This window comes from Actinacidiphila glaucinigra, assembly GCF_900188405.1.
In the GTDB taxonomy this organism is placed as follows: Bacteria; Actinomycetota; Actinomycetes; order Streptomycetales; family Streptomycetaceae; genus Actinacidiphila; species Actinacidiphila glaucinigra.
On record NZ_FZOF01000004.1, the window covers coordinates 280,111 to 304,711 of the forward strand.

Consider the following 24,601-nt stretch of genomic DNA (forward strand, 5'->3'; position numbering starts at 1 on the left):
CTGAATCGGTCACGCGGCCACCTGGCCGGTGCCGTGGGCCGTGATGCCCTTGGTCGAGGCGATCACATCACGCAGCTTCTTCGCCAGGGCCTCGTAGAACATGCTGAGCGGAAATTCGTCCGGCAGCACGTCGTCCACGAGCTTCCGCGGCGGCTGGTCGAGGTCCAGGGCCTCCGGCCCCTTGGCCCAGACCGAACCGGGGTGCGGCGAGAGGTAGTCTGCGACGAGGTCGTAGGCGGCGAACCAGTGCACCAGCTTGGGGCGGTCGATGCCGTCCCGGTACAGCTTCTCGATGTCGGCGCACAGCTGGGTGGTCACCTGCGGGGCGCGCTGCCAGTCGATGTGGAGCCTGTTGTCCGTCCAGCGTACGGCGTCGTGCTTGTGCAGGTAGGCGAAGAGCAGCTGGCCGCCCAGGCCGTCGTAGTTGCGGACGCGGTCGCCGGTGACCGGGAAGCGGAAGAGGCGGTCGAAGAGGACCGCGTACTGGACGTAGCGGCCCATGCCGTGGCCCTCGGCCTCCAGCTGCACGGCCTCCTTGAAGGTCGTGAGGTCGCAGCGCAGCTCCTCCAGTCCGTACATCCAGAACGGCTGCCGCTGCTTGATCATGAAGGGGTCGAAGGGCAGGTCGCCGTGGCTGTGCGTGCGGTCGTGGATCATGTCCCACAGCACGAAGGTCTGCTGGCTGAGGTCCTGGTCGCCGAGGAGTTCGACGGCGTCCTCGGGGAGTTCCAGGCCCAGGGTGTCCACGGCGGCGCGGCTCACCGCGCGGAAGCGGGCGGCCTCGCGGTCGCAGAAGATGCCGCCCCAGGTGAAGCGCTCGGGCGCCTCGCGGACGGCGACGGTCTCCGGGAAGAGCACGGCGGAGTTCGTGTCGTACCCGGGGGTGAAGTCCTCGAAGGTGATCGGCACGAAGAGGGGGTTGTCGTAGCGGGTGCGCTCCAGCTCGGACAGCCACTCCGGCCAGACGACGCGCAGCGCGACGGCCTCCAGGTTGCGGTCCGGGTTGCCGTTCTGCGTGTACATCGGGAACACCACGAGGTGCTCCAGGCCGTCCTGCCGGTCGGCCGCGGGGTGGAAGGCCAGCAGCGAGTCGAGGAAGTCGGGCACCGCGAAGCCGCCCTCGGCCCAGCGGCGCAGGTCCACGACCAGGGCCTCGTGGTAGGCCCTGTCGTGCGGCACGAGCGGGGAGAGGTCCTCGACGGCGCGGACCGCCCGGTCCAGGGCGCTCTCGGCGTCGGCGCGCCCGGGCGCGCCCTCCGCGGAGAAGTCGATCGAGCCGTCCTTGCTCTGCCAGGGGCGGATCTCCTCCACCGCCTGCTTCAGGACCGCCCAGGCCGGGTGCCGGACAATGCCGCCGCCGGACACACCGGTCTCGCTGGTGGCTGCGCTGTCCATCGATGCCGCTACCGGCGACAGAATTTCCGTCATGACCCCTCCTTCGCTGAAGAACCTGTTGTCAGCTCACCGTATATACGGCAGCTTCTCCCGTTCAAGTGGAGGCGGAGGAGATTCTTCCGCGGAGAAGGCCCCGGACCGTGGATCTTCCTGCGGGCGGCCGCGCCGTTCATCCCGCGTTCGGCCTTGCGCCGCAAGGGCCCGCTAGGCTGCCGACCGTCCGTCGACCACCCGCAGCACCCAGCACGGAAGCGATCCCCTTTGAGCTTTCTCACCGTCGGCCACCGCGGTGTCATGGGCGTCGAGCCCGAGAACACCCTCCGTTCCTTCCTTCGCGCCGAGCGCGAGGACATGGACCAGATCGAGCTCGACCTGCACCTGAGCAAGGACGGCGCCCTGATCGTCATGCACGACGTGAAGGTCGACCGCACCACGGACGGTTCCGGGCTGATCGGCGACTTCACCCTGGACGAGCTGCGCGATCTGGACGCGGGTCACGGCGAGCGCATCCCGGTGTTCGAGGACGTGCTGGACGCGGTCACCAAGCCGATCCAGGCCGAGATCAAGGACGTCGCGGCGGCCCGGGTGCTGGCCGGCGTGATGCGCGAGCGCGACCTGGTCGAGCGGGTCGACGTGCTGTCCTTCCACGACGAGGCGCTCGCCGAGATCCGCGAGCTGCTGCCCGACGCGCGCACCGTGCTGGTCGCCCAGGGCCCGATGGGCTCGGAGATCGTCACCCGCGCCCAGGCGGTCGGCGCGAGGCTCGTCAGCCTGAGCCTGCGGCGGATCAGCCTGGCGCTGGTGCAGGAGTGCCACCGCGCGGGGATCTCGGTGATCTCCTGGACCGTGAACACCCCGGCCGACCTCGCGCTGGCGCGCGCGCTCGGCCTGGACGGCGTCGTCACCGACATGCCGGCGGTCAAGCGCGCGGTCGAGGGCGGCCTCACCGACTGGTGACCCGGCCCGGGCCGGGCCAGGTGGGCGGTGGGGCGGCTCAGGCGAGGTTCTTCACCAGCAGCTCGAAGGCGAGGTCGTCGCGGGTGGGCAGCCCGAACCGCGCGTCGCCGTACGGGAAGGGGCTGGTACGGCCGGTCCGCACGTAGCCGCGGCGCACGTACCAGGCGATCAGGTCCGCGCGCTGGGTGATCACCGTCATGTGCATCTCGTCCGCCGCCCACTCCTCGCGGGCCCGCCGCTCCGCCTCGGCGAGCACCAGCTTGCCCAAGCCGCCGCCCTGCAGGGCCGGGCGCACGGCGAACATCCCGAAGTAGGCGTGCCCGTCGCGGTTCTCCAGCTGACAGCAGGCCACGACGGCGCCGTCCGACTCGACCGCGAGGATCAGGCTGCGCTCGCCCTCGATGACGGCCGCCACGCCCTCGGGATCGGTGCGCTGTCCTTCGAGCAGGTCCGCCTCCGTCGTCCACCCGGTACGGCTGGACTCACCGCGGTACGCGGACTCGATCAGCGCGACGAGCGCGGGGACGTCCTCCCGCGTGGCGGTACGGAAGACGGGGCGGGCGACGGGCTGTGCGGTCTCCATGGCGGGGGCGTCCTCTCGGCGGCGGCGGTTCGTCCCGAGGCTAGCCGGTCGTATCGGGAGGCGGCACGAAGCCCCTGGCCCGGACATGGCGCACGAACTCCTCGGACGGCGCGCACCCGCGCCGGCGCACCCACTGCTCCCAGGCCAGGTCCCACGCCCAGGTGCCGTCGGTGGCCCGCCCGACGCTGACGTACTCGTACGGCCCCTCGGCCAGCGGATCCGGGGCGGGGCCCGCAGCGACGACGAGCACCCGGCCCGCCGCGAGGTAGTCGGCGAGCGGTTCGCGCAACTCCTCGGGCAGGCTCCCCGGGACAAGGGGCACCTCGCGGCCCCTGCCGCGGCCGACACGGGCGGGAGCGGCGGTGAGGACCGGTAGGCCGTGGGCGGCCGGGTTTGCGGGCCAGCGGCGGCCGGGGGCGATGGGCACGAAGCGCTTCTCGCCCGTGGGCGGCTCCCCGGCCTCCAGGGTGACGGCGAACCCGCCCTCCCTCAGGCGGGCGGCGAGCAGCGCCGTCTCGGGTTCCGTGCCCCGCTCGCCCTCCGCGGCGAGCGCGCGCAGCCGTCCGCGGACCTCGGCGAGCGGCACACCGAAGACCTCGCGCACCGTCTTGAAGGCACGCGCGCCCACGGTTGCGGGCAGCGGCTCGGCGCGCACCACCACCTCGCCGTGGGCGGCGACCAGGGCGGCGCTGACGTGCTCGGGGACCTCGCCGCGTCCGCGCCCCACCTCGCCGGCCCCGCATGTCTCGCAGCCGCCCTCCACGCTCCAGTGCAGGACGCCGTCGATGACGCACACACCGGCGTGGTAGCCGGCCTCGGCGCCGCAGCGCGTGCAGGTCGTGAACAGCGGGGCGATCGCGCCGGGGCCGTGGTCCATGGTGGGCAGCCTCGCGCAGCCGGGGACCTCGTGTCAGCCGGTTTTCCCGGCGGCGCGTGGGTAGCTTCGGGCCCGTGACGAACGTACTGAGCAGCCGGATCCTGCTGCGGCCGACGGATCTCGAGCGGTCCCGCGCCTTCTACCGCGACGACCTGGGGCTGGCGGTCTACCGCGAGTTCGGGCCCTGGGAGGAGCGCGGCACCGTGTTCTTCCTCGGCGGGGGCTTCCTGGAGGTCTCGGGGCAGGCCGACGGGCCGCCCGCCCCGGGGCTGCGGCTGTGGCTCCAGGTCGAGGACGTCGCGGAGTGCCACCGGCGGTTCGCCGGGCGCGGGGTGCGCATCGTGCGGGAGCCCGTCCGTGAGCCGTGGGGGCTGGTCGAGATGTGGCTCGAAGATCCCGACGGGATCGAGATCTGCGTGGTGGAGGTGCCGGCCGATCACCCGCTGCGCTACCGCCCCTAGGCCCCCTCGGCCCGCTGCTCAGGCCGTGTCCACGCCCGTCTCGGCGCAGGCCGCCGCGAACCGGCGGACACCCTCGGCGATCTCCTCGGTGCCGCTGGTGTCGGCGAAGCTCAGCCGGACGTACGGGGCCGGGGCCTCGGCGGCGAAGTAGGGGCGCCCGGGGGCGACGGCGGTGCCCGCGCGCAGCGAGGCGGCGGCCAGCGCGGACTCGTCCGTGCCGTCGGGGAGCCGGAGCCAGAGCTGGTAGCCGCCGATGGGGACGTGGACCTCGGCCATGAGGCCCGGCAGTTCGCGGTGGAGGGCGGCGGACATCGCGTCACGCCGCTCGCGCAGGCCCGCGGAGACGGCCCGCAGATGGCGCGGCCAGGCGGGGGCGCCGACGAGTTCGAGGGTGGCCTCCTGAAGGGGGCGCGGCACGAAGAAGCTGTCGACGACCTGGATGGCGCGCAGCCGCTCCATGACCGGGCCGCGGGCGACCAGCGCGCCGACGCGCAGGCTCGGCGAGGTGGGCTTGGTCAGCGAGGTGACGTGCACGACGGTGCCGTACGGGTCGTCCGCGACCAGGGGCGGCGGCGGTTCGGCGCCGTGGCCGAGGCGCCGGGCGAAGTCGTCCTCGATGAGGAAGGCCCCGGCGGCGCGGGCGATCTCGGTGATCCGGCGGCGGCGGTCGGCGGCGAGGACGGCCCCGGTGGGGTTCTGGAAGAGCGGCTGGCAGAAGAAGACCCGGGCGCCGGTGGCGGCGAAGGCGTCGGCGAGCAGGTCGGGGCGTACGCCGTCCTCGTCCACGGGGACGGGGACGGGACGCAGGCCGGCGGCGCGGGCGACGGCCATGGCGCCGGGGTACGTCGGCGACTCGACCAGCACCGGCGAGCCGGGCGGGGCGAGCGCGCGCAGGGCGGTGGTGAGCGCGGCCTGGCCGCCCGCGGTGACGAGGACGTTGGCGGGGCCGAGGGTGCCGCCGGGGCCGCCCGCCTCGCGGGCGAACCAGGCCCGCAGCGCCGTCAGTCCCTCCAGCGGCGGCATGTCCCACGCCCCGGGACGGCGGGCGGCGCGGGCGAGCGCGGCGCCGAGGGCCTGCCCGGGCTGGAGCGAGGAGTGCAGATAGCCGCCGTTGAAGGCGATGACCCCGGGCGGGGGTACGGCGAGGCTGGTGGTCACGCCGGAGGCGTCGACGACCCTGGGCGCGGGTTCGCCGTGCTGCTCCTCGACGGTGAGGGCGACCTGCTGCCAGGAGGTGTCGACGGTCCGAGGTCCGGTGGCGGAGCTTCGGGCACGGTAGGCGCCCGCGCCGGGACGGGTGACGACCAGCCCCTCCGCCGCGAGGGCGGCCAGGGCGCGGGAGACCGTGACCGGGCTGACGCCGAAGCGGTCGACGAGGACACGACTCGACGGCAGCTTCTCGCCAGGCGAGTAGCGGTAGAGCTCATCGCGCAGGGTATCCGCGAGGTTTCCGAAACTGCTACCGTCATTCATGACAGCACAGAATAGCGCTACTGCCGTTCCGCCGATAGCGGTCGGGAGCCGTGCGGGCGGCACCGCCCTCGCCGGACTGGGCGTCGCCGCCTTCTCCCTGACCTTCCCCGCGACGCACTGGGCGCTCACGGGGCTCGGCCCCTGGACGGCCACCACCGTCCGGGGTGTGCTGGCGGCGGCCGTGGCGGCCGTCTGTCTCATCGCGGCGCGGGTGCCGGTGCCCGACCGCCGGCACTGGCCGGGGCTCGCGGTCGTGGCGCTCGGCGTCGTCCTCGGTTTCCCCCTGCTGACCACCCTGGCGCTGCGCACCACCGACACCTCGCACGCCGCCGTCGTGGTGGGCGCGCTGCCGCTGGTCACCGCCGTGCTGGCCGCCGTACGCGTCGGGACGCGCCCGTCGATGCCGTTCTGGTCCGCGGCCGTCGCGGGCGGCGCCGTCGTGGTGGGCTTCGCCCTGTGGCAGGGTGGCGGCGCCCTGACCACGGGTGACGTCTTCCTCTTCGCGTCGCTGCTGGTCTGCGCGGCCGGCTACGTCGAGGGCGGGCGGCTGGCCTCGGTCATGCCGGGCTGGCAGGTCATCGGGTGGGCTCTGGTCGGCGCGCTGCCCCTGACGGTGCCGGCGGCGGGGGTGGCGCTCGCGCTCGAACCGGTGCACCTCGGCGGGCGTGCGGTGGCGGGGCTGCTCTGGGTCTCGGTGGTGTCCCAGTTCCTCGGGCTGATGGTCTGGTACCGGGGCATGGCCGCCATCGGCGTCGCGCGTGCCAGCCAGTTGCAGCTCGCGCAGCCGCTGCTGACGCTGGTCTGGGCGGCGGCGCTGCTCGGCGAGGACCTGGGCGCGCTGACCGGGCCGGCGGCGCTGGCGGTGCTGGTGTGCGTGGCCGTCACCCAGCGGACCCGCAGCTGAGGCCCCGGACGGCCCCGCCGCGCTCCCCCGGTACGCCCGTGCGCTGGAGTATGCGCCGCCGTGGCCGGGCATCCTCCGCGCAGGAGCCGAAGGAGGGCCGCTCATGCACGGACCACCGCTGGTGGCCTGGCTGCTCGTGGTGCTCGGCACCGCCACGGGGGCGTACTGCCTGTTCCGCACCCGGCTCGGCTGCCCGGGCACCGGGCCCGAGGAGCGCCGGGTGGCGCGCGCCGAGGCATTGATGGGGATGGGCATGGCCGCGATGGCGGTGCCGGTGTCGGTCCTCGATCCGCCGCGGTGGGCCGCCGCGGCCTTCGGCCTGGTCTTCGGCGTCGCCGCGGTGCGGGCGTTGCTGCTGGCCCGCCACGACGCGCACCATCTGCACCACGCGGTGGGCGCCGGGGCGATGGTCTACATGGCGGTGGCCATGGCCGAGGCGGGCGCCGTCGGCGGCGGGGCCCACGCGGGCCACACCCCGGCCGGGACGCCCGCGACGACCGGGCTGCTGCTGGCGTACTTCGCGATATACGTCCTGGCCGCGGGCGTCCGCCTGGTCTCGGCGCCCGCCACCGTGACCGCGACCGGTACGGCGTCCGCCGGAGGCGCCGTGCCGGTGGCGCACGCTCCCGAACTGGCGTCGGCGTGCCGCGTGTCCATGGCGATCGGGATGTTCGCGATGCTCCTCACCCTGTGACGGCAGTGAGGCGCGTCACTTTCCCCCCGAAGACCGTACCCGTGCGGAGTGGCGCCCTCATAGTGTGGCGGCATGACCGTCCCGCTCGTGCTGCTCCTGCTCGGTGCGGTGGCGGCCGCCATGGCCCCGCGCCTGCTCACCCGCGCCGTCTGGCCCGAGCGGGAACCGGTGCTGGCCCTGTGGGTGTGGCAGTGCGTGGTCGGCGCGGTCCTGCTGTGCCTGTTCCTGGCCATGGCCCTCAGCGCCTCCGCCACCTGGACCTGGCTGCGCGAGGGGCTCTTCGCCTTCGCTCCGCGGAGCGTCGTCGCCGCCTACGAGCTGCCCGGCTACGGTCCCTGGGCGGGCTATCTGGCGGTCCTGCTGGCCTGCGGCGGCGTCTGGACGGCGGCGATGCTCGCCCGCGAGATACGCAGGGCCGGTGCCCGGCAGCGGGCACGCCGCGCCGAACTGCGGGCCCGCTCGCCACGGCTGCCCGGTGAGGCCGCCGCCTCCGACGAGCGGCTGGTCGTCCTGGAGAGTGAGCGTCCGGACGCCTGGTGGCTGACCGGCCCCCGGCCGCAACTCGTCATCACCACGGCCGCGCTGCGCCGCCTGAAGGGACGTCAGCTCGACTCCGTACTCGCCCACGAGCAGGGCCACGCGCGGGCCAGGCACGACGTCCTGCTGCACTGCGCCGGGGCGCTGGCCTCGGGCTTCCCGCAGGTGCCGGTCTTCGCCGGGTTCCGCGACCAGGTGCACCGGCTCGTCGAACTCGCCGCCGACGACATCGCCTCACGCCGCTTCGGGCGGCTCACGACCGCGCTGGCCCTGGTCGAACTCAACGAGGACCGCGGCGTGTTCGGCCCCTGCCCGGCACCGGACGCGCAGGTCCCGGTCCGCGTCAACCGGCTGCTGGACCCGGCGCCCCGCCTCACCCGCCTCGGCCGCGCCCATGCCTCCGCGTGCGCGCTGCTGATCCCCTTCGTGCCGTTGGTCGTGGCATTCGGCCCCGGAATCGGGGCGCTCACGTAGCCTCGGCTGTATGCACGCCCCTCCCGCACCGTCCGACGTCCGGGACCCCGACCGCGCCCTGCGCACCGCGTGCCTGAGCCAGTGCGCGGCGGCCTCCGCCGCCTTCCTGCTGCTGCTCGGGCTCGTCGCCGCGCGCTGGGGGCCGCTGCTCGCCGCCGACCGGGCCCTCACGGTGGAACTGCACGCCGTCGCGGTGCGGCACTCCGGCTGGACCCGGCTCAACCGCGTCCTCACCGACTGGGTCTGGGATCCGCTGACGATGCGTCTGCTGCTGCTCGCGGCCGTGGTGTGGCTGCTCGTACGGCGCGAGAACCGCCAGGCCCTGTGGCTGGTGCTGGCCGGCACCCTCGGCTGGGTCCTCCAGCAGGCAGCCAAGGCCCTCGTCGGCCGGGAACGCCCGCGCTGGCCCGACCCCGTCGACTCGGCGGCCTTCGCGGCCTTCCCCTCCGGCCACGCGACGACCGCCGCGCTCGTCTGCGGCGCCCTGCTGTGGCTGCTGCTGCTCCGCGTGCCGGCCCGCTCCCCTTGGTGCGTGGCCGCCTGCGCCGTCGCCTTTGTGTCGGTCGTGGGCGTCGGCTTCACCCGCGTCTACCTCGGCGTCCACTGGCCCTCCGACGTCCTGGGCGGCTGGCTGCTGGCGGCGGCCGTCCTGACCGGCACCGCCGCGCTCTGCGAACCGTGGCGCACGGGCACCGCCGAGCCGGACCGGCCGGCCTCCTGAGACGTCGAACGGCCCGTCCCGGTGGGCGCCCGACGGGTCGGGGAGGATGACGGGCATGACCATCAAGGGATGCATGTTCGACTTCTCCGGGACCCTGCTGCGGGCCGAGCCCGCCCGGCGCTGGCTGGGCACCGTGCTGGAGCGGCTGGGGATCACTCTCGGCGAGGACGAAATGGCGGCGTACGCGGAGCGCCTGGAGCGGGCCGGCGGGCTTCCGGGCGGCGCGCCGCCGGAGCGCGTGCCGGCACGGCTGGAGCGGCTGTGGCAGGAGCGGGACCTGTCGGCGGAGCGTCACCGCGCGGCGTTCACCGCGCTGGCGCGGGAGGTGGAGCTGCCGTGGGAGGAGGCCTACGAGGCGCTGTACGACCGGCACATGGAGCCTGACGCCTGGTCACCGTACCCGGACGCGAGGGAGGTGCTCACGCAGTTGCGGCGCCGGGGCGTGCCGGTGGCGGTGGTGAGCAACATCGGCTGGGACCTGCGGCCGGTGTTCCGGGCACACGGTCTGGAGGAGCTGGTGGACGTCTTCGTCCTGAGCTTCGAGCACGGCGTCCGGAAGCCGGACCCACGGCTGTTCCGCATCGCGTGCGAGGGGCTGGGGCTGCCGCCGGAGCGCGTCGCGATGATCGGGGACGACCGGCATGCGGACGCCGGGGCGGCGGCGCTGGGCTGCGCGGTGCACCTGGTGGACCACCTGCCGGTGGAGCAACGCCCGTCGGGGCTGCTGCCGGTGCTGGACCTGACCGCCTGACGGGGGTGTGAGCGCGCCGGCCCGAAGATGCGGTACCCGGCGGTCCCCCGCGCCGCCGGGTACATGCACCTCACCCCCGTGACCCGCATGAGCGTGCCGCTCACGGCGGGCCGGCCCTGAGTATATTGGCTCCGGGCCAGTCAACGCAGGAGTAAAGCATGTCCCCTCGGCGACCTTCGGTCAATGAAGCGATGCGCCGGCGTTCACGGGAACGCCTGCTGCAGGCGACGGTCGAACTGGTGGAGGAGCGCGGGTTCGAGGCCACGACGCTCGGGGACATCGCCGACCGCGCGGGCACGGCACGCGGTCTGGTGTCGTACTACTTCCCCGGCAAGCGGCTGCTGCTGCAGTCGGCCGCGCACCGGCTGATGCACTGCGAACTGGCCGCGGCGCTGGGGCGGGAGCCCGCCCCCGCCGACGGCCGCGAGGTGCTGGCCCGGGCGATCGACGCCGTCCTGGCGCTGCCCGTGCGCCATCCGGTCGTCATGCGGGCGCACATGGCGGGCATCCTCCAGGCGGAGGGGTTCAGCGAGTGCGAGGAACGCCGGCGCCTGGCCGAACTGCTGCTGGGCGCCGTACGGGCCTGGGGTTCGGCGGACCCCGAGCAGGACTACCGGATGCTGCGGGCCCTGCTCATGGGCGGGGTGTTCGCGCAGTTGATCCCGGGCGCGGCCATGCCGCTGGCGCGGCTGAGGGCCGACGCCTTCCAGCGGTACGGCCTGCCCTGGGAACTCGGCGTTCCGCCGGGCGACCTGCCGCCCGGCGGAACGCCGCTGCCCGGGACCGCTCAGCGGTAGTCGGGCTGGGTCTGGACGTTGAGCTCGGCGATCCGGATGCCCCGGGCGCTGTCGGTGCGCCGGTCGGAGATCTTGAGGACGTCGAAGCCCTTGGCGATGTCGTTCGAGTAGATGTAACCGTTGTAGTAGTAGGCGCTCCAGGAGCCGCCGAGGGTCAGAGTGTCGGCCGAGATGGGCCCGCGCTCGAAGAAGCCGATCTCCTTGGGCCGGGACGAGTCGGTGAAGTCCCAGACGGAGACGCCGCCCTGGTACCAGGCCTGGACCATGATGTCGCGGCCCTTGGCGGGGATGAGCGACCCGTTGTGGGCGACGCAGTTCTCGGTGTCGGCCTGGTGGCGCGGGATCTTGTAGTAGTTGCGGAAGACCAGCTTGGACTTGCCGTGCTTGCGGACGATGTCGTAGATGCCGTCGGCACCGCGCTGCGGACCGATCGCGGCGTTGCACTCGGCGCCGCCGCCACCGCCCAGCTCGTCGGTGAAGACGACCTTGTTGCCCCGTTCGTTGAAGGTCGCCGAGTGCCAGAACGAGAAGTTGACGTTGTCCTGGACGCGGTCGAGGACCTTCGGCCGCTCGGGGTCGGAGATGTCCATCAGGATGCCGTCGCCCATGCAGGCGCCGGCCGCGAGCCGCAGCTTCGGGAACGCGGTGATGTCGTGGCAGCCTGTGGTCTCACTGACCCGGGCCTGGGTGTCGGTGGGCGGGACGCCCGGGTTGCCGCCGTCCGGGAAGAGGACGGGGAAGGCCGTGACGGCGGCCTTCTCCGGGTGGTTGCGCGGGATCTTCACCACGGAGATGCCGTCGTGCGGCGGCTGGCAGTCGGGGAAGGAGGCGCTGGGCGAGTAGGAGGACACGTAGACGAACAGGTCGCGCTTGCCCGGCACGAGGGTGTGGGTGTGGGAGCCACAGGCGGTCTCCACGGCGGCGACGTAGCGCGGGTTGGCCTTGTCGCTGATGTCGAAGACCTTGACGCCCTCCCAGGAGGACTTCTCGGCGGCGGACTGGCTCGTGCTCGCGCAGGAGTTGTCGGAGCGCGAGGAGTCGGTGGACAGGACCAGCAGGTTCCCCGAGACCGAGATGTCGTTCTGGGATCCGGGGCACAGGACCTGGCTGACCATCTTGGGACTGGTGGGACGGCTGATGTCATAGATGACAAAACCGTCGTAGTTGCCCGCGAAGGCGTATCTCCCCTGGAACGCCAGGTCGGTGTTGAACCCCCCGAGGGACTGCTTGGGTATGTTGACCAGGTGCTCGACGTTGGCGCTCGTGACGACCTCGTCGACACCCGGGATGCTCCCGTCGGCCGTGGCGGGGGCCGGAACCGCCAGTCCGAGCAACGTGATGGCGGCGGCCGCCAGGGTCGCCAGTCGTCCGGGGCGAGCGAGGGCTGTACGTAAGCGCTTCACCGCGTCCTCCCTTGTATCGTTCGCGGTTGAACTTCATACGGACCCCGGCAGTATGGCCCTTCTCATGTGCGCGTCAAAAGATGACAATGCACTGGTGTTTTCTTCGTATCGCGTTGCGACGCTGCCCGCGCTGGCCCTCACCGCTTCCTTAATACTCGCCCTGACCAGCTGCGATGGCGGTTCCGGAGGCGATTCCGCGTCCGCCGCGCCCTCGGTGATCGCACCGGGCGCACCGGGCGAGAAAGCCACGACACTCTCCAGGGACGAGGCGGCGAAGGCCCTGCCCGACGACTCCCCGAATCCGGCAGACCTCACCTATGTGACGAACATGGTCGCCCACCACCAGCAGGCGCTTGTCATGACCGCCCTCGCCGACAGCCACGCCTCGGGCGAGCGGGTCCGGGGACTCGCCGCACGCATCGACGCCGCGCAGGGCCCGGAGATCGACGTCATGGAGGCCTGGCTCAAGACCAACGGCGGCTCCCACGGCACCGCCCACGACCATGACCACGCCTCGATGCCCGGGATGGCCACCGCGGCGCAGCTCGCCGCGCTCCGCGAGGCACGCGGTGCCGAGTTCGACCGGCAGTTCCTGCGCCTGATGATCGCCCACCACCGCGGAGCGGTGACGATGGCCACGGAGGTGCTCACGCACGGCCGCAACGTCCAGGTCGGCGAGTGGGCGAACGACGTGATCGCCCAGCAGAGCGCCGAGATCGCCCGGATGCGCGCCATGGGCTGACATCCCGGACCGCGACACGCTCCGGTGCCCTCCCCCCGGCGGCCCCTCGGTGCGATGCTGGACGTGGCCGCCCGTCCCGCCCGTTCCGGGCGGCACACGGGCCGCCGAGGTGAACCCAGCCCTCGCCGAAGGGGAGGCGCCCGTGCTGCGTGTGGCAGTCGTCGGTTCAGGTCCCAGCGGGGTGTACACGGCCGAGGCGCTGACCCGCCAGGAGTCGGTGCCGGACGTCTGCGTCGACGTTCTCGACCGGCTGCCCTGCCCCTACGGGCTGGTCCGCTACGGGGTCGCCCCCGACCACGAGAAGATCAAGTCCCTGCAGGGCACGCTGCGGCGCGTCCTGGAGGACCCCCGGATCCGCTTCCTGGGCAACGTGACCGTCGGGGGTCCGGGACTGCCCCCGGCAGCCCTGCTGGAGCTGTACCACGCCGTGGTGTACTGCGTCGGCGCCGCGACCGACCGCCGGCTGGGCGTGCCCGGGGAGGACCTGCCCGGCAGCTGCGCGGCCACCCACTTCGTCTCCTGGTACAGCGCCCACCCCGACGAGGCTCCCGACGGCTTCCCGCTGCATGCCCGCTCCGCCGTCGTCATCGGGGTCGGCAACGTCGCCGTCGACGTGGCCCGCATCCTGGCCCGCGGCGCCGAGGAGCTGCGCCGCACCGATGTGCCCGAGGGGGTGCTGCGGGCCCTGGCGGACAGCCGGGTCACGGACGTCCACATGGTGGGGCGGCGCGGGCCCTCGCAGGCGAAGTTCACCACCAAGGAGCTGCGCGAGCTCGGCGACCTGCCCGACGCGGACGTGCTCGTCCGCCCCGAGGAGCTGGAGCTCGACCCCGCGTACACCGATCCGCAGGGGCTCGTCCCGGTCGCCCGGCGCAACGTGGAAGTGCTGCGCGGCTGGGCCTCCCGGCCGGCTGCGGGCCGGCGGCGCCGCATCCATCTGCGCTTCTTCCTGCGGCCGGTGGCGGTGCTCGGTAAGGACGCGGTGACGGGGATGCGGTTCGAGCGGACCGCGCCGGACGAAGGGGGCGGGGTGCGGGGCACCGGTGTCGTGGAGGACATCGACGCCGGACTGGTGCTGCGGTCGGTCGGTTACCGCGGCGTCCCCCTGGAGGGGCTGCCCTTCGACGACCGGCTCGGCATCGTGCCGAACGAGGAGGGCCGTGTGCTGCGCGGTGGTGCGCCCTCGCCCGGCGAGTACGTGGCCGGCTGGATCAAGCGCGGGCCGACCGGGGTCATCGGCACCAACCGGCCCTGCGCCAAGCAGACGGCGGCGGCCCTGGTCGCCGACGCCCGGGAGCTGCTGACCCGGCGCAGCACGGCCGCCGATCCGCTGGAGGGGCTTCGGGCGCTGGGGCAGGACCCGGTGGAGTGGACCGGGTGGGAGGCCATCGAGGCCGCCGAGGCGGCGCTGGGGCGGTCGCAGGACCGCACGACGGTGAAGATCCCCGACTGGGCAGGGCTGTTGGCGGCCTCCCGTCCCACGGGCTGAGACCCGCGGGGAGCGCTCGTACCCCCTCCGCGATCGACAGACTGTTCACGCCCACCGGAGTCCCGGGCAACCGCTTCATCGTTCCCCCGCTCACCCGCGCCGCGTTCGAGGAGCTGCCCATGGCGACGCCGCCGCACCGTTCCGCCGTCCATCCCGTCGACGAGGTCCTGCCCGCCGTCCAGCTCGGGGCGTTCGGGCTGCAGCATGTGCTGGCGATGTACGCCGGCGCGGTGGCGGTGCCGCTCATCGTCGGCGGCGCGCTGAAGCTGTCGCCCGCCGACCTCGCGTACCTGATCACGGCGGACCTGCTGGTGTGCGGCGTCGCCACGCTGCTGCAGTGCGTGGGCTGGTGGCGGTTCGGCGTCCGGCTGCCCATCATGCAGGGCTGCACCTTCGCGGCGGTCGCCCCCATGGTGCTGATCGGACAGGACGGCGGACTCCCCGCGATCTACGGCGCCGTCATCGCCTCGGGGATGGCGATGGTCCTGCTGGCACCGGTCTTCGGGCGGCTGCTGCGGTTCTTCCCACCGCTGGTGACCGGCACCGTGATCCTGGTCATCGGGCTCAGCCTGCTGCCCGTGGCCGGCAACTGGGTCGCGGGCGGCGTGGGTTCGGCCGACTTCGGGGCGCCGCGGAACATCGGCATGGCGGCCGCGGTGCTCGTGGTCGTCCTGCTGGTGCAGCGCTTCGCGCCCCCCGCCGTCGCGCGCGTCGCGGTCCTGGCGGGCATCGTGCTGGGCACCCTGGCGGCCGTGCCGCTGGGCTTCACCGACTTCGGCGCGGTCGGCGACGCCGACTGGGTCGGGATCAGCACGCCGTTCCACTTCGGCACGCCCGACTTCCAGGGCGCGGCGATCGCCTCCATGCTGGTCGTGGCCCTGGTGACGATGACCGAGACGACCGGCGACATCATCGCCGTGGGCGAACTGACCGGCCGGCACGTGGAGCCGCGGCGGCTCGCGGACGGGCTGCGCGCCGACGGCGTGTCGACCGTGCTCGGCGGGGTCTTCAACACCTTCCCGTACACCGCCTACGCGCAGAACGTGGGCCTCGTGGGGATGACCCGGGTGCGGAGCCGCTGGGTGGTGGCCACCGCGGGCGGCATCCTCGTACTGCTGGGGCTGCTGCCCAAACTGGGCGCGGTGGTCGCCGCGATCCCGGCGCCGGTGCTCGGCGGTGCGGGCCTGGTGATGTTCGGGACGGTGGCGGCGAGCGGGGTGCGGACCCTGTCCACCGTCGACTTCCACGGCAACGGCAATCTGACCGTGGTGGCGGTGTCGGTCGCGGTCGGACTGCTGCCGGTCGGCGTCCCGGATGTGTACGACGCCTTCCCCGACTGGTTCCAGACGGTGATGGACAGCGGGATCAGCGCCGGCTGCATCACCGCGATCGCACTGAACCTGCTCTTCAACCACCTGCCGGGCGGCCCCGGTTCAGGCGCGGACGAGGCCGGTGACCCCGCCGAGCCGCCCGTCCTGCCGGTCGGCGGCGGCGAGGACGCTGTCCAGAAGCCCGGGGAAGAGCGCCTCTAGGTCGGCGCGGCGCAGCGCGTTCATCTTGGACGTGCCCCGGTAGGTCTGGCTGATCACGCCGGACTCCCGGAGCACCCGGAAGTGGTGGGTGCAGGTCGACTTGCTGACCGGCAGCTCGACCTCGGAGCACGCCGCCTCCACACCGCGCGCCGCCAGCGTCCGTACCACGCGCAGGCGCATGGGGTCGGACAGCGCGTGCAGGACGGCCTCCAGGCGGATCTCCGCGCGGTCCGGGTGCGCGCACACCCTCCCGCCGGGTACGGGGGCTGCCGTGGCCGGGAGCTGCTGCGGGATCATGGACCCATATTACGAGAATTCTCGTAGTTCGACCGCCGACGTACCATCTGCATCCGGGGGGCCCGAACGGGAACTGACGGGTCCGCAGACGGACGTCGGCAGACGGACGTCGGCCTCGCGCCGTCACGTACGGGTGCCGCGCGCCGCGGCCCGGCAAGGCCTCCTTCCGCGCGGAGAAAGCGCGCCGCGGACCCCGTTGTCGGTGGGGCGGTGCAGAATCTGTGATGCAGGACACATTCCCGTAGTTCGGAGATGGTGCGTCATGGACGACGTCGTACTCGCGATCGGCACACGAAAAGGACTGTTCCTGGGACGGCGGGGCGCCGCCGGGAAGTGGGAGCTGACCGGACCGCACTTCCCCATGCAGGCGGTGTACTCGGTCGGCATCGACACCCGCCGGTCCGTACCCCGGCTGCTGGTCGGCGCGGACAGCTCGCACTGGGGGCCGTCGGTGTTCCGCTCCGACGACCTCGGGCGCAGCTGGGAGGAGCCCGCGAGGCCCGCGGTGCGCTTCCCCAAGGACACGGACACCTCGCTGGAGCGTGTCTGGCAGATCCAGCCCGCCGGCACCGGCGCCCCGGACCTGGTGTGGGCCGGCACGGAACCGGGCGCGCTCTTCCGCTCCGACGACGGCGGGGTGACCTTCGAGTTCGTGCGCAGCCTGTGGGAGCACCCGCAGCGGGAGCTGTGGGGCGCCGGATTCGGCGGGCAGGCCGTGCACACGGTGATCACGGATCCGCGCGACGCCGACGCGGTGATCGCGGCCGTCTCGTCCGGCGGTGTCTACCGCTCGTCCGACGGCGGCGCGAGCTGGGAGTCGTCCAACACCGGGCTCAAGGCGGAGTTCCTGCCCGACCCGTACCCGGAGTTCGGCCAGTGCGTGCACAAGATCGCCCGCGACGCGGAGGACCCGGACCGGCTGTACCTGCAGAACCACGGCGGGGTCTACCGCAGCGACGACGCCGGCGCGGCGTGGACGGAGATCGGCAAGGGCCTGCCCGCGGACTTCGGATTCGCCGTCGCCGCCCACCCCCGCCGCGGCGGCGTCGCGTACGTCTCCCCGGTCAACGACGGCAGCGACCGCTACCAGCCCGACTACCGCTGCCGGGTCTACCGCACCGATGACGCGGGCGCCTCGTGGACCGCCCTGTCCGCCGGCCTGCCCACGGAGGAGCACTACGGCGTGGTCCTGCGCGACGCGCTGCGCACCGACGACGCGGATCCGGTCGGCGTCTACTTCGGCAACCGCAACGGCGAGGTGTACGCCAGCGCCGACGAGGGCGACAGCTGGCGGCTCGTGGTCTCGCACCTGCCCGATGTGCTGTGCGTGAGGGCGGCCGTGGTCTGATTGTCGGTGCGAGCCACTAGAGTGACTCCCCGTGGCAGCACGACCGTTGAACGAGATCGTCGAAGAGGGCTGGGCCAAGGCGCTGGAGCCGGTCGCCGGGAAGATCGCCGAAATGGGCGACTTCCTGCGCGCCGAGATCGCCGCGGGCCGCACCTACGTGCCGTCGGGGGCGAACGTGCTGCGCGCGTTCCAGCAGCCCTTCGACGACGTCAGGGTGCTCATCGTGGGCCAGGACCCGTATCCCACCCCGGGGCACGCCGTCGGGCTGTCGTTCTCGGTGGCCCCGGAGGTGCGGCCGCTGCCCGGCAGCCTGGAGAACATCTACCGGGAGCTGAACACCGACCTCGGCCTGCCCCGGCCCTCCAACGGCGACCTGACCCCCTGGACCCGGCAGGGCGTCCTGCTGCTCAACAGGGCGCTCACCACCGCGCCTCGCAAGCCCGGGGGGCACCGCGGCAAGGGCTGGGAGGAGGTCACCGAGCAGGCCATGCGCGCGCTCGTCGCGCGAGGCAAGCCTCTGGTGTCGATCCTGTGGGGCTCCGACGCGCGCAAACTGCGCCCGCTGCTGGGGAGCCTTCCTGCGGTCGAGTCCGCCCACCCCTCCCCCATGTCGGCCGACCGCGGGTTCTTCGGTTCGCGTCCGTTCAGCCGGGCCAACGACCTCCTGGCACGGCAGGGCGCGAATCCGGTGGACTGGCGGCTGCCCTGACAGAGGCAGCCGTTACCCTGCCCGGGTGACGACGCAATCGAACACCCCGGCGGGCTGGTACCCGGACCCGCACGGCACGCAGAACCTGCTGCGCTACTGGGACGGCTCCCAGTGGACGGAGCACACCCACCCGGGCGGCGCGCAGGTCCCGCCGCAGCCCAAGGAGAACCCCTGGGAGCTGGGCGTCGACGGGGGCGCCGACCCCTCGCGCATCCAGCGCCAGGTGCAGCAGCAGGCGGGCGTCGCGCCCACCGGCCCGGGTGGCGGAACGCTCTTCAGCGAGCCCGTCCTGGTGGTCAACCAGAAGGCCAAGCTCATCGAGCTGAACAACGAGTACAGCGTCTTCGACCAGCAGGGGCGCCAGCTCGGCTCGGTGCTCCAGGTCGGCCAGAGCACCGCGCGCAAGGTGCTGCGCTTCGTCGCCAGCGTCGACCAGTTCATGTCGGTGCGCCTGGAGGTCCGTGACGCGCACGGACAGCCGCAACTGCTGCTGACACGCCCGGCGAAGTTCATCAAGTCCAAGGTGATCGTGCAGCGCGCCGACGGCATGACGCTCGGCGAGATCGTCCAGCAGAACGCCATCGGCAAGATCAACTTCGCCTTCGAGGTGAACGGCCAGAAGATCGGGGCGATCAAGGCCGAGAACTGGCGCGCCTGGAACTTCGCCATCGTCGACCACACCGACACCGAGGTCGCCCGGATCACCAAGACCTGGGAGGGCCTGGCGAAGACGATGTTCACCACCGCCGACAACTACGTGCTGCAGATCCACCGGCAACTGCCGGACCCCCTGCTGAGCATGGTCGTCGCCTCCGCGCTCACCGTGGACACCGCCCTCAAGCAGGACTCGCGCGGACTCGGCTGATCCTGGCACGCATACGGTGCCGGGGTGTGCGGACCCGGCACCGTATCAGGACAGAACCGGACAGGTAACCCCTGCGATGGACCCGCCCGAACAACAGAGCGCGCAAAGGCACTAGCATGCCTCGCCATGAGCACTGCCGAAGGCCCCGCACCCGGCCTGCCCGTTCGTATGCCCCGCCCCCGCCAGCCCGGGCGGCACCGGCGGCCGGAGCCGCTGACCACGCCCGAGGGTGCACCCGCGCTGGTCCTCGCCGTGCCCGGCACCCCCTCTCCCGCGATACGCAGTCTCGCGGAGGAGATCGTCAGCATCGCGCGCATCGAGCTCTCCGGACTCGACCCGCGCATCGGCTACGTCGACGGCGACGGCGAGGAGTACCCGACGCTGGAGTCGGTGCTGGCCCAGGCCGCTACCGAGCGCGGCGACCAGGCCCCCGCGGCCGTCGTGGTCCCGCTGCTGGCCGGCCCTGAGGCCTCGGTGATGCGCCGGCTGCGCCAGGCCGTGGCGGACAGCCGCTCCGCGGCGGAGGTGACCGACGTGCTCGGCCCCCACCCGCTGCTGGCCGAGGCCCTGCACGTGCGCCTGTCCGAGGCGGGCCTTGCCCGCGCCGACCGCGCCCGCCTGTTCACGGTGGCCACGGCCGCCGACGGCATCATCCTGGCCACCGTGGGCGGCGAGGAGGCCGTCCAGGCGGCGGGTGTGACCGGTCTGCTGCTGGCCGCGCGTCTCGCGGTGCCGGTGCTGGCCGCCGCGCTGGACATCGAGGATTCGGTCGCCGGGGCCGCCGAGCAGCTGCGCTCCTCCGGCTCGACCACGCTGGCGCTCGCGCCGTACGTGGTCGGTCCCGAGGTCGCCCCCGAGGTGCTGCACGACGCCGCCAAGGAGGCCGACTGCTCCGCGGCCGACGCGCTGGGCCCCTACCCGGCCATCGGCAAGCTGGTCGTCTCCACGTACACCGCGGCCCTGGGCATCGCCCAGCCGTCGCAGGGCGCTCCGCTGGGCTGAACCCGCGGGCCGTCGACGACGACGGCGTGGTGGCCGGCCCCGGGACACCGGGGCCGGCCACCACGCCGTCGCGCGTTTGGGCAGGCCGCCGCCGTCAGCCGAAGACCACGCAGGACGCGGCGGCCACAGGAACCGAGCCCGCGAACTTCGGCGTGCCGGTGACCTGGTCCACGTCGAACCAGCTGACGTCGCCGGAGCGCTCGTTGGCCGCGTAGAGCCGCGTCCCGGAGGGGTCGAGGGTCAGGTGACGCGGCCAGTCGCCGCCGCAGTCCACGGTCTCCAGGAGTTCCAGCCGGTCACCGCTGTCGTCGACGGACAGCACGGCGATGCTGTTGTGCCCGCGGTTGGCGGCCCAGGCGAACCTGCCGTCGGGCGAGACGACCAGCTCGGAGGGGTAGTTCGGGCCGGAGGCGTCCGCCGGCAGCACGGAGACCTCGGCGACGGGCTTCAGGCGGCCGACCTCCGCGTCCCAGTGACAGACCGTCACCACGGAGTCCAGCTCGTTCATGACGTAGGCGCGGTCCCCGCGCGGGTGGAAGGTGAGGTGGCGCGGTCCGCTGCCGGAGCGCAGGCCCATCTCGCGTTCCACCTCCAGCTCCCCGCTGTCCGCGTCGAGTTCGCAGACGCGCACGGAGTCCGTGCCGAGGTCCACGCTCAGCACCCAGCGCCCCGAGGGGTCGGGCAGCACCATGTGGGCGTGCGGGCCCTCCTGCCGCTCCGGGTCGGGACCGTCGCCCTCGTGCTCCAGGACGTGGCGCGGCCCGCCGAGCGCGCCGCGCTCGTCGACCGGCAGCACGCTGACGGTGCCGGAGGCGTAGTTGGCGGTGAGCAGGTGTCCCCGGTGCAGGCACAGGTGGGTGGGCGCGCCGCCGCCCACCGGCACCGTGGCGCCCAGCGGTTCGGGGCGGGCGGGGTCGGCCAGCGAGAACACGGCCGCACCGCCGTCCTCGGCGTGCTCGCTGACGGCGTAGAGCAGGCCGCGGTCCTCGGAGAGCACGAGGAAGGAGGGGTCCCCCACCGCGGAGTCGGCGCCCAGCACCGTCAGCGCTCCCGAATCGGGGTCGACGGCGGCGGTGGTCAGTCCCTTGCCGCCCGCCGAGGTGAACGACCCGATGTAAACGTGCCCGGCCACTGCCGTACCTCTTCCGCAGGTTGTCTGTACGGCGGCTGAGAGTAACGCAGTGGCCGGAAACCGATCCCGTTGCCCCCGTCACACCAGCGTCACACCAGCGTCTCGCCGCGGGCGAGGGCGAGCGACTCGGGGTGGTGGACGTAGGCGGGGGTCAGGTCGCCGGTGTCGTAGTAGCGGTGGAAGACCCCGGTGGCCGAGCCGGAGATGGGCGGCACGATCCACGACCAGTCGGCGGGCACCGGACGGCCCTTGCGCTCCTCCCGTTCGATGTGGGCGAGGAAGCGCCGGGACTCGGTGTGGTGGTCGGTGATGCTGGCGCCGACGAGGTCGAAGGAGTGCAGCACGGCCCGGTTGAGCTCGACCAGGGCGCGGTCGCGCCAGAGCGAGCGGTCGCTGCCGGTGTCCAGGCCCAGCCGGTCGGCGAAGCGCGGCAGGAGGTCGTAGCGGTCGGTGTCGGCGAAGTTGCGGGCGCCTATCTCGGTGCCCATGTACCAGCCGTTGAAGGGGGCGGCCGGATAGCAGACGCCGCCGATCTCCAGGCACATGGAGGAGATGGCCGGGACGGCGTGCCAGCGCAGGCCCCACTCCGCCAGCCAGTCGAGCTCCGGGTGCACGATCGGCACCTCCAGCACGGCGTCGGCAGGCAGCGTGAAGTGGCGCGGCGGCTCGGCCCCGCCCTGCACGACCAGCGGCAGGACGTCGAAGGGCGTGCCGGGACCGCCGGACCAGCCGAGTCGCCGGGCCACCTCGGTGATGCCGGTGTTGCCGGGGTCGCCGAGCACACCGCCGTCGGGCCGGGCGTAGCCGGCGTAGCGGATGAGCTGGTCGTTCCAGATCCTCGGGCCGGGCCGGTCCGGGGTGTCGGGGGCGAAGACGGTGATGACCGGGCGGATCCGCCCGCCGTTGGTCGCGACCCTCAGGTGGGCGGCGGCCTCCAGGGCCACCCCGCGCGCCGTGGCGACGTGGCGGCGGTCGCGGACCTGCAGGGAGTTCCAGTACAACCGCCCTATACAGCGGTTGCTGTTGCGCCAGGCGACGCGCGCCCCGAAGACGAGTTCCTCGTGGGTGTGCCGGTAGGTGCCCGTCGCGTCGATCTCGGCGAGCACCGCGGCCAGCCGCTGCCGCGGGTCACCCGCGACACCGGGGAGTTCGCTCTGGTACTGCCGCAGGAAGTCGGTGGCCAGCGCGCGGACGTCCACTTCCTTGTGCCGGACGGCCGTGCCCCCCTCCCCGTCCCGACCTGCGGCGCCGTCGACGGGGCAGGTGGCCGCCACGTCATCGGGACGCGGCGCCTCGGCGCCCTCGTCCGCGGCCTGCGGGTGCCCCGCGGGGCACCCGGCTAGTGGCTCCGGGCCGTCCATCCGCGCGTGCTCCGCCGCGGGCGGGACACGGCCCGGCCCGGCACGCCGTTCGTTCTTCCCCCCGGTACGGCGCAGAAATCTCAGCACGCCTGGCACCCCCAAGACCGCCCTGCGCGAACCGTTTCCCTCACGGCCCGCGGATACGGCACGAGACGGGAATCGCTCTCACCGCTCGTCCGGAGTCAGTCATCCTGGCACGCCGGGCCGAACAGGACGTCGAATCGGGTGAAGTGACGACATCACGACGCAGGTTGGACGCAATCCGGTCACATGCCGACCGTGACCGATCGCGATCGGCCCGGGGGCGCACATGAACCCGGCACGCGCGCCAGGCGCCGCCGACGGGTCTCCGCCCGGCGAGGGCGCTCCGCGCGCGCCGTGGTCTCGGACGCCGCGCGTCGGTCGACACGGCGGCAGGCCCGCGGCGGCTCAGGCGGGCCCGGCCGCCGGCTCCTGGCGCACGGAGGCGCCCAGGGGGACGGCCAGACCGGCCAGGGCCGTCTCGAGGCCGTGCAGGTGCTCCAGGGCCCGGTCGGCGTGCGGGTGCGGCCCCGCGCTCTCGCCGGCGGCCGCCCCGGGGACCGGGGTCCCGCTCCCGGCGGCATCCGGGGGCACCAGTCGCCGCACGGCGATCTCGACACGGCGGCAGGCCGCGGTGAGGCGTTCGTCGTGGCAGGCGCGCGGGTCGGCCACGACCTCCGCGAGGCCGCGGACCTGGCGGGCGCACTCGTCGAGCAGGGCGAGGACGGTACGGGCGCGGGCCTTGCGGCGGCGCAGCGGGCTGAGGGGGTGCACCAGCGGGGCGACGGTGGCCCGCACCCGCTCCAGGAGGGCGTCGAGTTCCGTCACGTGGCGGGCCAGGTCGTCGCCGGGGCCGCCGGCGAGGTGGCGGGCGGCCTCCCCGGTGAAGTCGTGGACCGCCCGGAGCGCGCGGCCGATCCAGGCGTCGGTCGCCGCGTGCGTGCTCACCGGCAGCACCACGAGGACGGCGACGGCCGCGCCCAGGGCGCCGACGGCGGTCTCCCCCAGCCGCAGTGCGAGCAGACCGGGGTGGAGGATGCCGAGCAGGCCGTAGAGCAGCCCCGCCATGACCGTCACGAAGAACATCATCCAGCTGTACGAGACCGGGGCGGTGTAGAAGATCCCGAAGACGCAGACGGCGACGAGCGCCGCGGTCGGAGCGGTCGCCCCGTGCAGCGGGAGCGCCACGGCGAGTCCGGCGACGATGCCGGTGACGGTGCCCAGGACGCGGCGGAAGCCGCGCACGAGGGTCTCGCCCCGCGAGGTGGTGTTCACGAAGATCCACCAGGCCGTGCCGACGGCCCAGTACCAGCGGTCCTCGGACAGCGCCTGGCCCACCGCCACCGCGATGCCGCCCGCGAGCACCGCCTGGAAGGCCTGCCGGGTCGTCGGGCGGCGCAGCCCCCGCGGCTGGGGCAGGGCGACGGCCGGCGCCGGGAGGGCCCCGCGCTCGTAGCACCACAGACCGAAGCGGACGAGGGCGGCGCAGCCCAGCCCGAGGCCCACGGCCCCGTACAGCTCCGGCAGCAGTCCGGGGGCGGCCCGCAGGAACTGGGCGATGAAAAACATCATGAAGGCGAAGACGCCCAGCGCGTGGCCGCGCGGCCCCCAGCGGCGGGCGTAGACCCCGGCGAAGACCACCGCGAGGAAGGCCGCGTCCCGTGCGCCCGGGTAGGGGTGCAGCCACGCGGCCAACGCGAGGACGGGGAAGCCCGCCGCGGGCATCAGCGCGGTGGTCACGGCCTGGCGGCCCGGGCCCCGGTCGGTGACGACGAACAGCGCGAGCAGCGCCGCGAGCCCGCCGACCACGACGGCGGGCAGCGGCAGCCCGGCCGCCGCCACAGCGGCGACCGCCCCCGCGATGCCCAGGACCGCGCGCGAGGCGCTGCGCAGCCGCGTGCGCCCCGGGTCCGGTGCGATGAACATCCGCCTCACCACGTGCTCGTCCGCCCCCTCGTTCGTGTCACGGCGTATGTCCGCGCATGGAAAAGGCGCCGCGGGGCCTCGTGCCTCCCGCAACGCCATCGTCGCCCCCAGGTAAACATCCCCGGTGCCCATGGCTCAAGCGAACGCGGA

The 24,601-nt window shown here is 73.6% G+C and carries 24 protein-coding genes; 15 read left to right on the forward strand and 9 right to left on the reverse strand.

Annotated features, from left to right (window positions below):
* Positions 1 to 9: 9 nt before the first annotated feature.
* Positions 10 to 1,428, reverse strand: coding sequence for a DUF6421 family protein (locus CHF15_RS10295; RefSeq protein WP_410169627.1), 1,419 nt, complete (start codon positions 1,426 to 1,428; stop codon positions 10 to 12).
* A 228-nt stretch (positions 1,429 to 1,656) separates the two neighbouring features.
* Here CHF15_RS10295 and CHF15_RS10300 point away from each other — a divergent pair, with 228 nt between their 5' ends.
* On the forward strand, positions 1,657 to 2,352 hold the full coding sequence (locus CHF15_RS10300; RefSeq protein WP_089223364.1) for a glycerophosphodiester phosphodiesterase: 696 nt from the start codon (positions 1,657 to 1,659) through the stop codon (positions 2,350 to 2,352).
* 37 nt (positions 2,353 to 2,389) lie between these two features.
* Here CHF15_RS10300 and CHF15_RS10305 read toward each other — a convergent pair whose 3' ends face one another.
* Both CHF15_RS10305 and CHF15_RS10310 read right to left on the reverse strand, forming a co-directional pair.
* Complete coding sequence (locus CHF15_RS10305; protein ID WP_089223365.1) at positions 2,390 to 2,935, reverse strand: GNAT family N-acetyltransferase; 546 nt, start codon at positions 2,933 to 2,935, stop codon at positions 2,390 to 2,392.
* Positions 2,936 to 2,975: 40 nt separating this feature from the next.
* Complete coding sequence (locus CHF15_RS10310) at positions 2,976 to 3,812, reverse strand: hypothetical protein (RefSeq protein WP_089223366.1); 837 nt, start codon at positions 3,810 to 3,812, stop codon at positions 2,976 to 2,978.
* Between the two features lie 74 nt (positions 3,813 to 3,886).
* Here CHF15_RS10310 and CHF15_RS10315 point away from each other — a divergent pair, with 74 nt between their 5' ends.
* Positions 3,887 to 4,273 carry a VOC family protein gene (locus CHF15_RS10315; RefSeq protein ID WP_089223367.1) on the forward strand — a complete coding sequence of 129 codons (387 nt, stop codon included), beginning with the start codon at positions 3,887 to 3,889 and terminating at the stop codon, positions 4,271 to 4,273.
* An 18-nt stretch (positions 4,274 to 4,291) separates the two neighbouring features.
* Here the strand turns inward: CHF15_RS10315 and CHF15_RS10320 are convergent, their stop codons facing one another.
* Positions 4,292 to 5,746, reverse strand: a complete 1,455-nt coding sequence (locus CHF15_RS10320; protein WP_089223368.1) for an aminotransferase-like domain-containing protein — start codon at positions 5,744 to 5,746, stop codon at positions 4,292 to 4,294.
* Between CHF15_RS10320 and CHF15_RS10325 the strand changes: the two genes are divergently transcribed.
* From CHF15_RS10325 to CHF15_RS10350, 6 genes are all read left to right on the forward strand, one after another.
* Positions 5,745 to 6,650 (forward strand): DMT family transporter, encoded by a 906-nt coding sequence (locus CHF15_RS10325; RefSeq protein ID WP_089223369.1) that lies wholly within the window; start codon positions 5,745 to 5,747, stop codon positions 6,648 to 6,650. The genes CHF15_RS10320 and CHF15_RS10325 overlap by 2 nt on opposite strands.
* Positions 6,651 to 6,753: 103 nt before the next feature.
* Positions 6,754 to 7,344 (forward strand): DUF5134 domain-containing protein, encoded by a 591-nt coding sequence (locus CHF15_RS10330; RefSeq protein ID WP_089223370.1) that lies wholly within the window; start codon positions 6,754 to 6,756, stop codon positions 7,342 to 7,344.
* Between the two features lie 72 nt (positions 7,345 to 7,416).
* The gene (locus CHF15_RS10335) at positions 7,417 to 8,355 is read left to right on the forward strand and encodes a M56 family metallopeptidase (protein ID WP_089223371.1); all 939 of its coding nucleotides are present in this window, start codon (positions 7,417 to 7,419) and stop codon (positions 8,353 to 8,355) included.
* Positions 8,356 to 8,365: 10 nt separating this feature from the next.
* Positions 8,366 to 9,076, forward strand: coding sequence for a phosphatase PAP2 family protein (locus CHF15_RS10340; RefSeq protein WP_089223372.1), 711 nt, complete (start codon positions 8,366 to 8,368; stop codon positions 9,074 to 9,076).
* A gap of 55 nt (positions 9,077 to 9,131) precedes the next feature.
* Positions 9,132 to 9,827, forward strand: coding sequence for an HAD family hydrolase (locus CHF15_RS10345; protein WP_089223373.1), 696 nt, complete (start codon positions 9,132 to 9,134; stop codon positions 9,825 to 9,827).
* A 158-nt stretch (positions 9,828 to 9,985) separates the two neighbouring features.
* Positions 9,986 to 10,624: a TetR/AcrR family transcriptional regulator gene (locus tag CHF15_RS10350; RefSeq protein WP_089223374.1), complete on the forward strand. Its 639-nt coding sequence runs from the start codon at positions 9,986 to 9,988 to the stop codon at positions 10,622 to 10,624.
* Here the strand turns inward: CHF15_RS10350 and CHF15_RS10355 are convergent.
* Positions 10,615 to 11,979: an LVIVD repeat-containing protein gene (locus CHF15_RS10355; protein ID WP_245938782.1), complete on the reverse strand. Its 1,365-nt coding sequence runs from the start codon at positions 11,977 to 11,979 to the stop codon at positions 10,615 to 10,617. The genes CHF15_RS10350 and CHF15_RS10355 overlap by 10 nt on opposite strands.
* A 112-nt stretch (positions 11,980 to 12,091) precedes the next feature.
* On the opposite strand from CHF15_RS10355, the gene CHF15_RS10360 reads away from it, so the two are divergent.
* The 3 genes from CHF15_RS10360 (at position 12,092) to CHF15_RS10370 (ending at position 15,790) form a co-directional block, all read left to right on the forward strand.
* Entirely contained in the window at positions 12,092 to 12,769 is a 678-nt protein-coding gene (locus tag CHF15_RS10360; protein ID WP_089223577.1) for a DUF305 domain-containing protein, read from the forward strand.
* Positions 12,770 to 12,911: 142 nt separating this feature from the next.
* Positions 12,912 to 14,258 (forward strand): FAD-dependent oxidoreductase, encoded by a 1,347-nt coding sequence (locus CHF15_RS10365; RefSeq protein ID WP_089223376.1) that lies wholly within the window; start codon positions 12,912 to 12,914, stop codon positions 14,256 to 14,258.
* A gap of 119 nt (positions 14,259 to 14,377) precedes the next feature.
* A complete protein-coding gene (locus tag CHF15_RS10370) occupies positions 14,378 to 15,790 on the forward strand; it encodes a nucleobase:cation symporter-2 family protein (RefSeq protein WP_089223377.1) in 1,413 nt (470 codons plus the stop codon).
* Here the strand turns inward: CHF15_RS10370 and CHF15_RS10375 are convergent.
* On the reverse strand, positions 15,692 to 16,087 hold the full coding sequence (locus tag CHF15_RS10375; RefSeq protein ID WP_089223378.1) for an ArsR/SmtB family transcription factor: 396 nt from the start codon (positions 16,085 to 16,087) through the stop codon (positions 15,692 to 15,694). The genes CHF15_RS10370 and CHF15_RS10375 overlap by 99 nt on opposite strands.
* Positions 16,088 to 16,349: 262 nt before the next feature.
* On the opposite strand from CHF15_RS10375, the gene CHF15_RS10380 reads away from it, so the two are divergent.
* The 4 genes from CHF15_RS10380 to CHF15_RS10395 all read left to right on the forward strand — a co-directional run bounded on the left by CHF15_RS10380 (position 16,350) and on the right by CHF15_RS10395 (position 20,011).
* Positions 16,350 to 17,435 (forward strand): WD40/YVTN/BNR-like repeat-containing protein, encoded by a 1,086-nt coding sequence (locus CHF15_RS10380; protein WP_089223379.1) that lies wholly within the window; start codon positions 16,350 to 16,352, stop codon positions 17,433 to 17,435.
* A 31-nt stretch (positions 17,436 to 17,466) separates the two neighbouring features.
* Entirely contained in the window at positions 17,467 to 18,144 is a 678-nt protein-coding gene (locus CHF15_RS10385) for a uracil-DNA glycosylase (protein ID WP_089223380.1), read from the forward strand.
* Between the two features lie 25 nt (positions 18,145 to 18,169).
* On the forward strand, positions 18,170 to 19,009 hold the full coding sequence (locus tag CHF15_RS10390; protein ID WP_089223381.1) for a phospholipid scramblase-related protein: 840 nt from the start codon (positions 18,170 to 18,172) through the stop codon (positions 19,007 to 19,009).
* Between the two features lie 126 nt (positions 19,010 to 19,135).
* The gene (locus tag CHF15_RS10395) at positions 19,136 to 20,011 is read left to right on the forward strand and encodes a sirohydrochlorin chelatase (protein WP_089223382.1); all 876 of its coding nucleotides are present in this window, start codon (positions 19,136 to 19,138) and stop codon (positions 20,009 to 20,011) included.
* A 94-nt stretch (positions 20,012 to 20,105) separates the two neighbouring features.
* Here CHF15_RS10395 and CHF15_RS10400 read toward each other — a convergent pair whose 3' ends face one another.
* The 3 genes from CHF15_RS10400 to CHF15_RS10410 all read right to left on the reverse strand — a co-directional run bounded on the left by CHF15_RS10400 (position 20,106) and on the right by CHF15_RS10410 (position 24,451).
* Positions 20,106 to 21,143, reverse strand: coding sequence for a lactonase family protein (locus CHF15_RS10400; protein ID WP_089223383.1), 1,038 nt, complete (start codon positions 21,141 to 21,143; stop codon positions 20,106 to 20,108).
* Between the two features lie 89 nt (positions 21,144 to 21,232).
* Positions 21,233 to 22,504 (reverse strand): nitric oxide synthase oxygenase, encoded by a 1,272-nt coding sequence (locus tag CHF15_RS10405; protein ID WP_089223384.1) that lies wholly within the window; start codon positions 22,502 to 22,504, stop codon positions 21,233 to 21,235.
* 429 nt (positions 22,505 to 22,933) lie between these two features.
* Complete coding sequence (locus tag CHF15_RS10410) at positions 22,934 to 24,451, reverse strand: FUSC family protein (protein ID WP_089223385.1); 1,518 nt, start codon at positions 24,449 to 24,451, stop codon at positions 22,934 to 22,936.
* Positions 24,452 to 24,601: the final 150 nt, after the last annotated feature.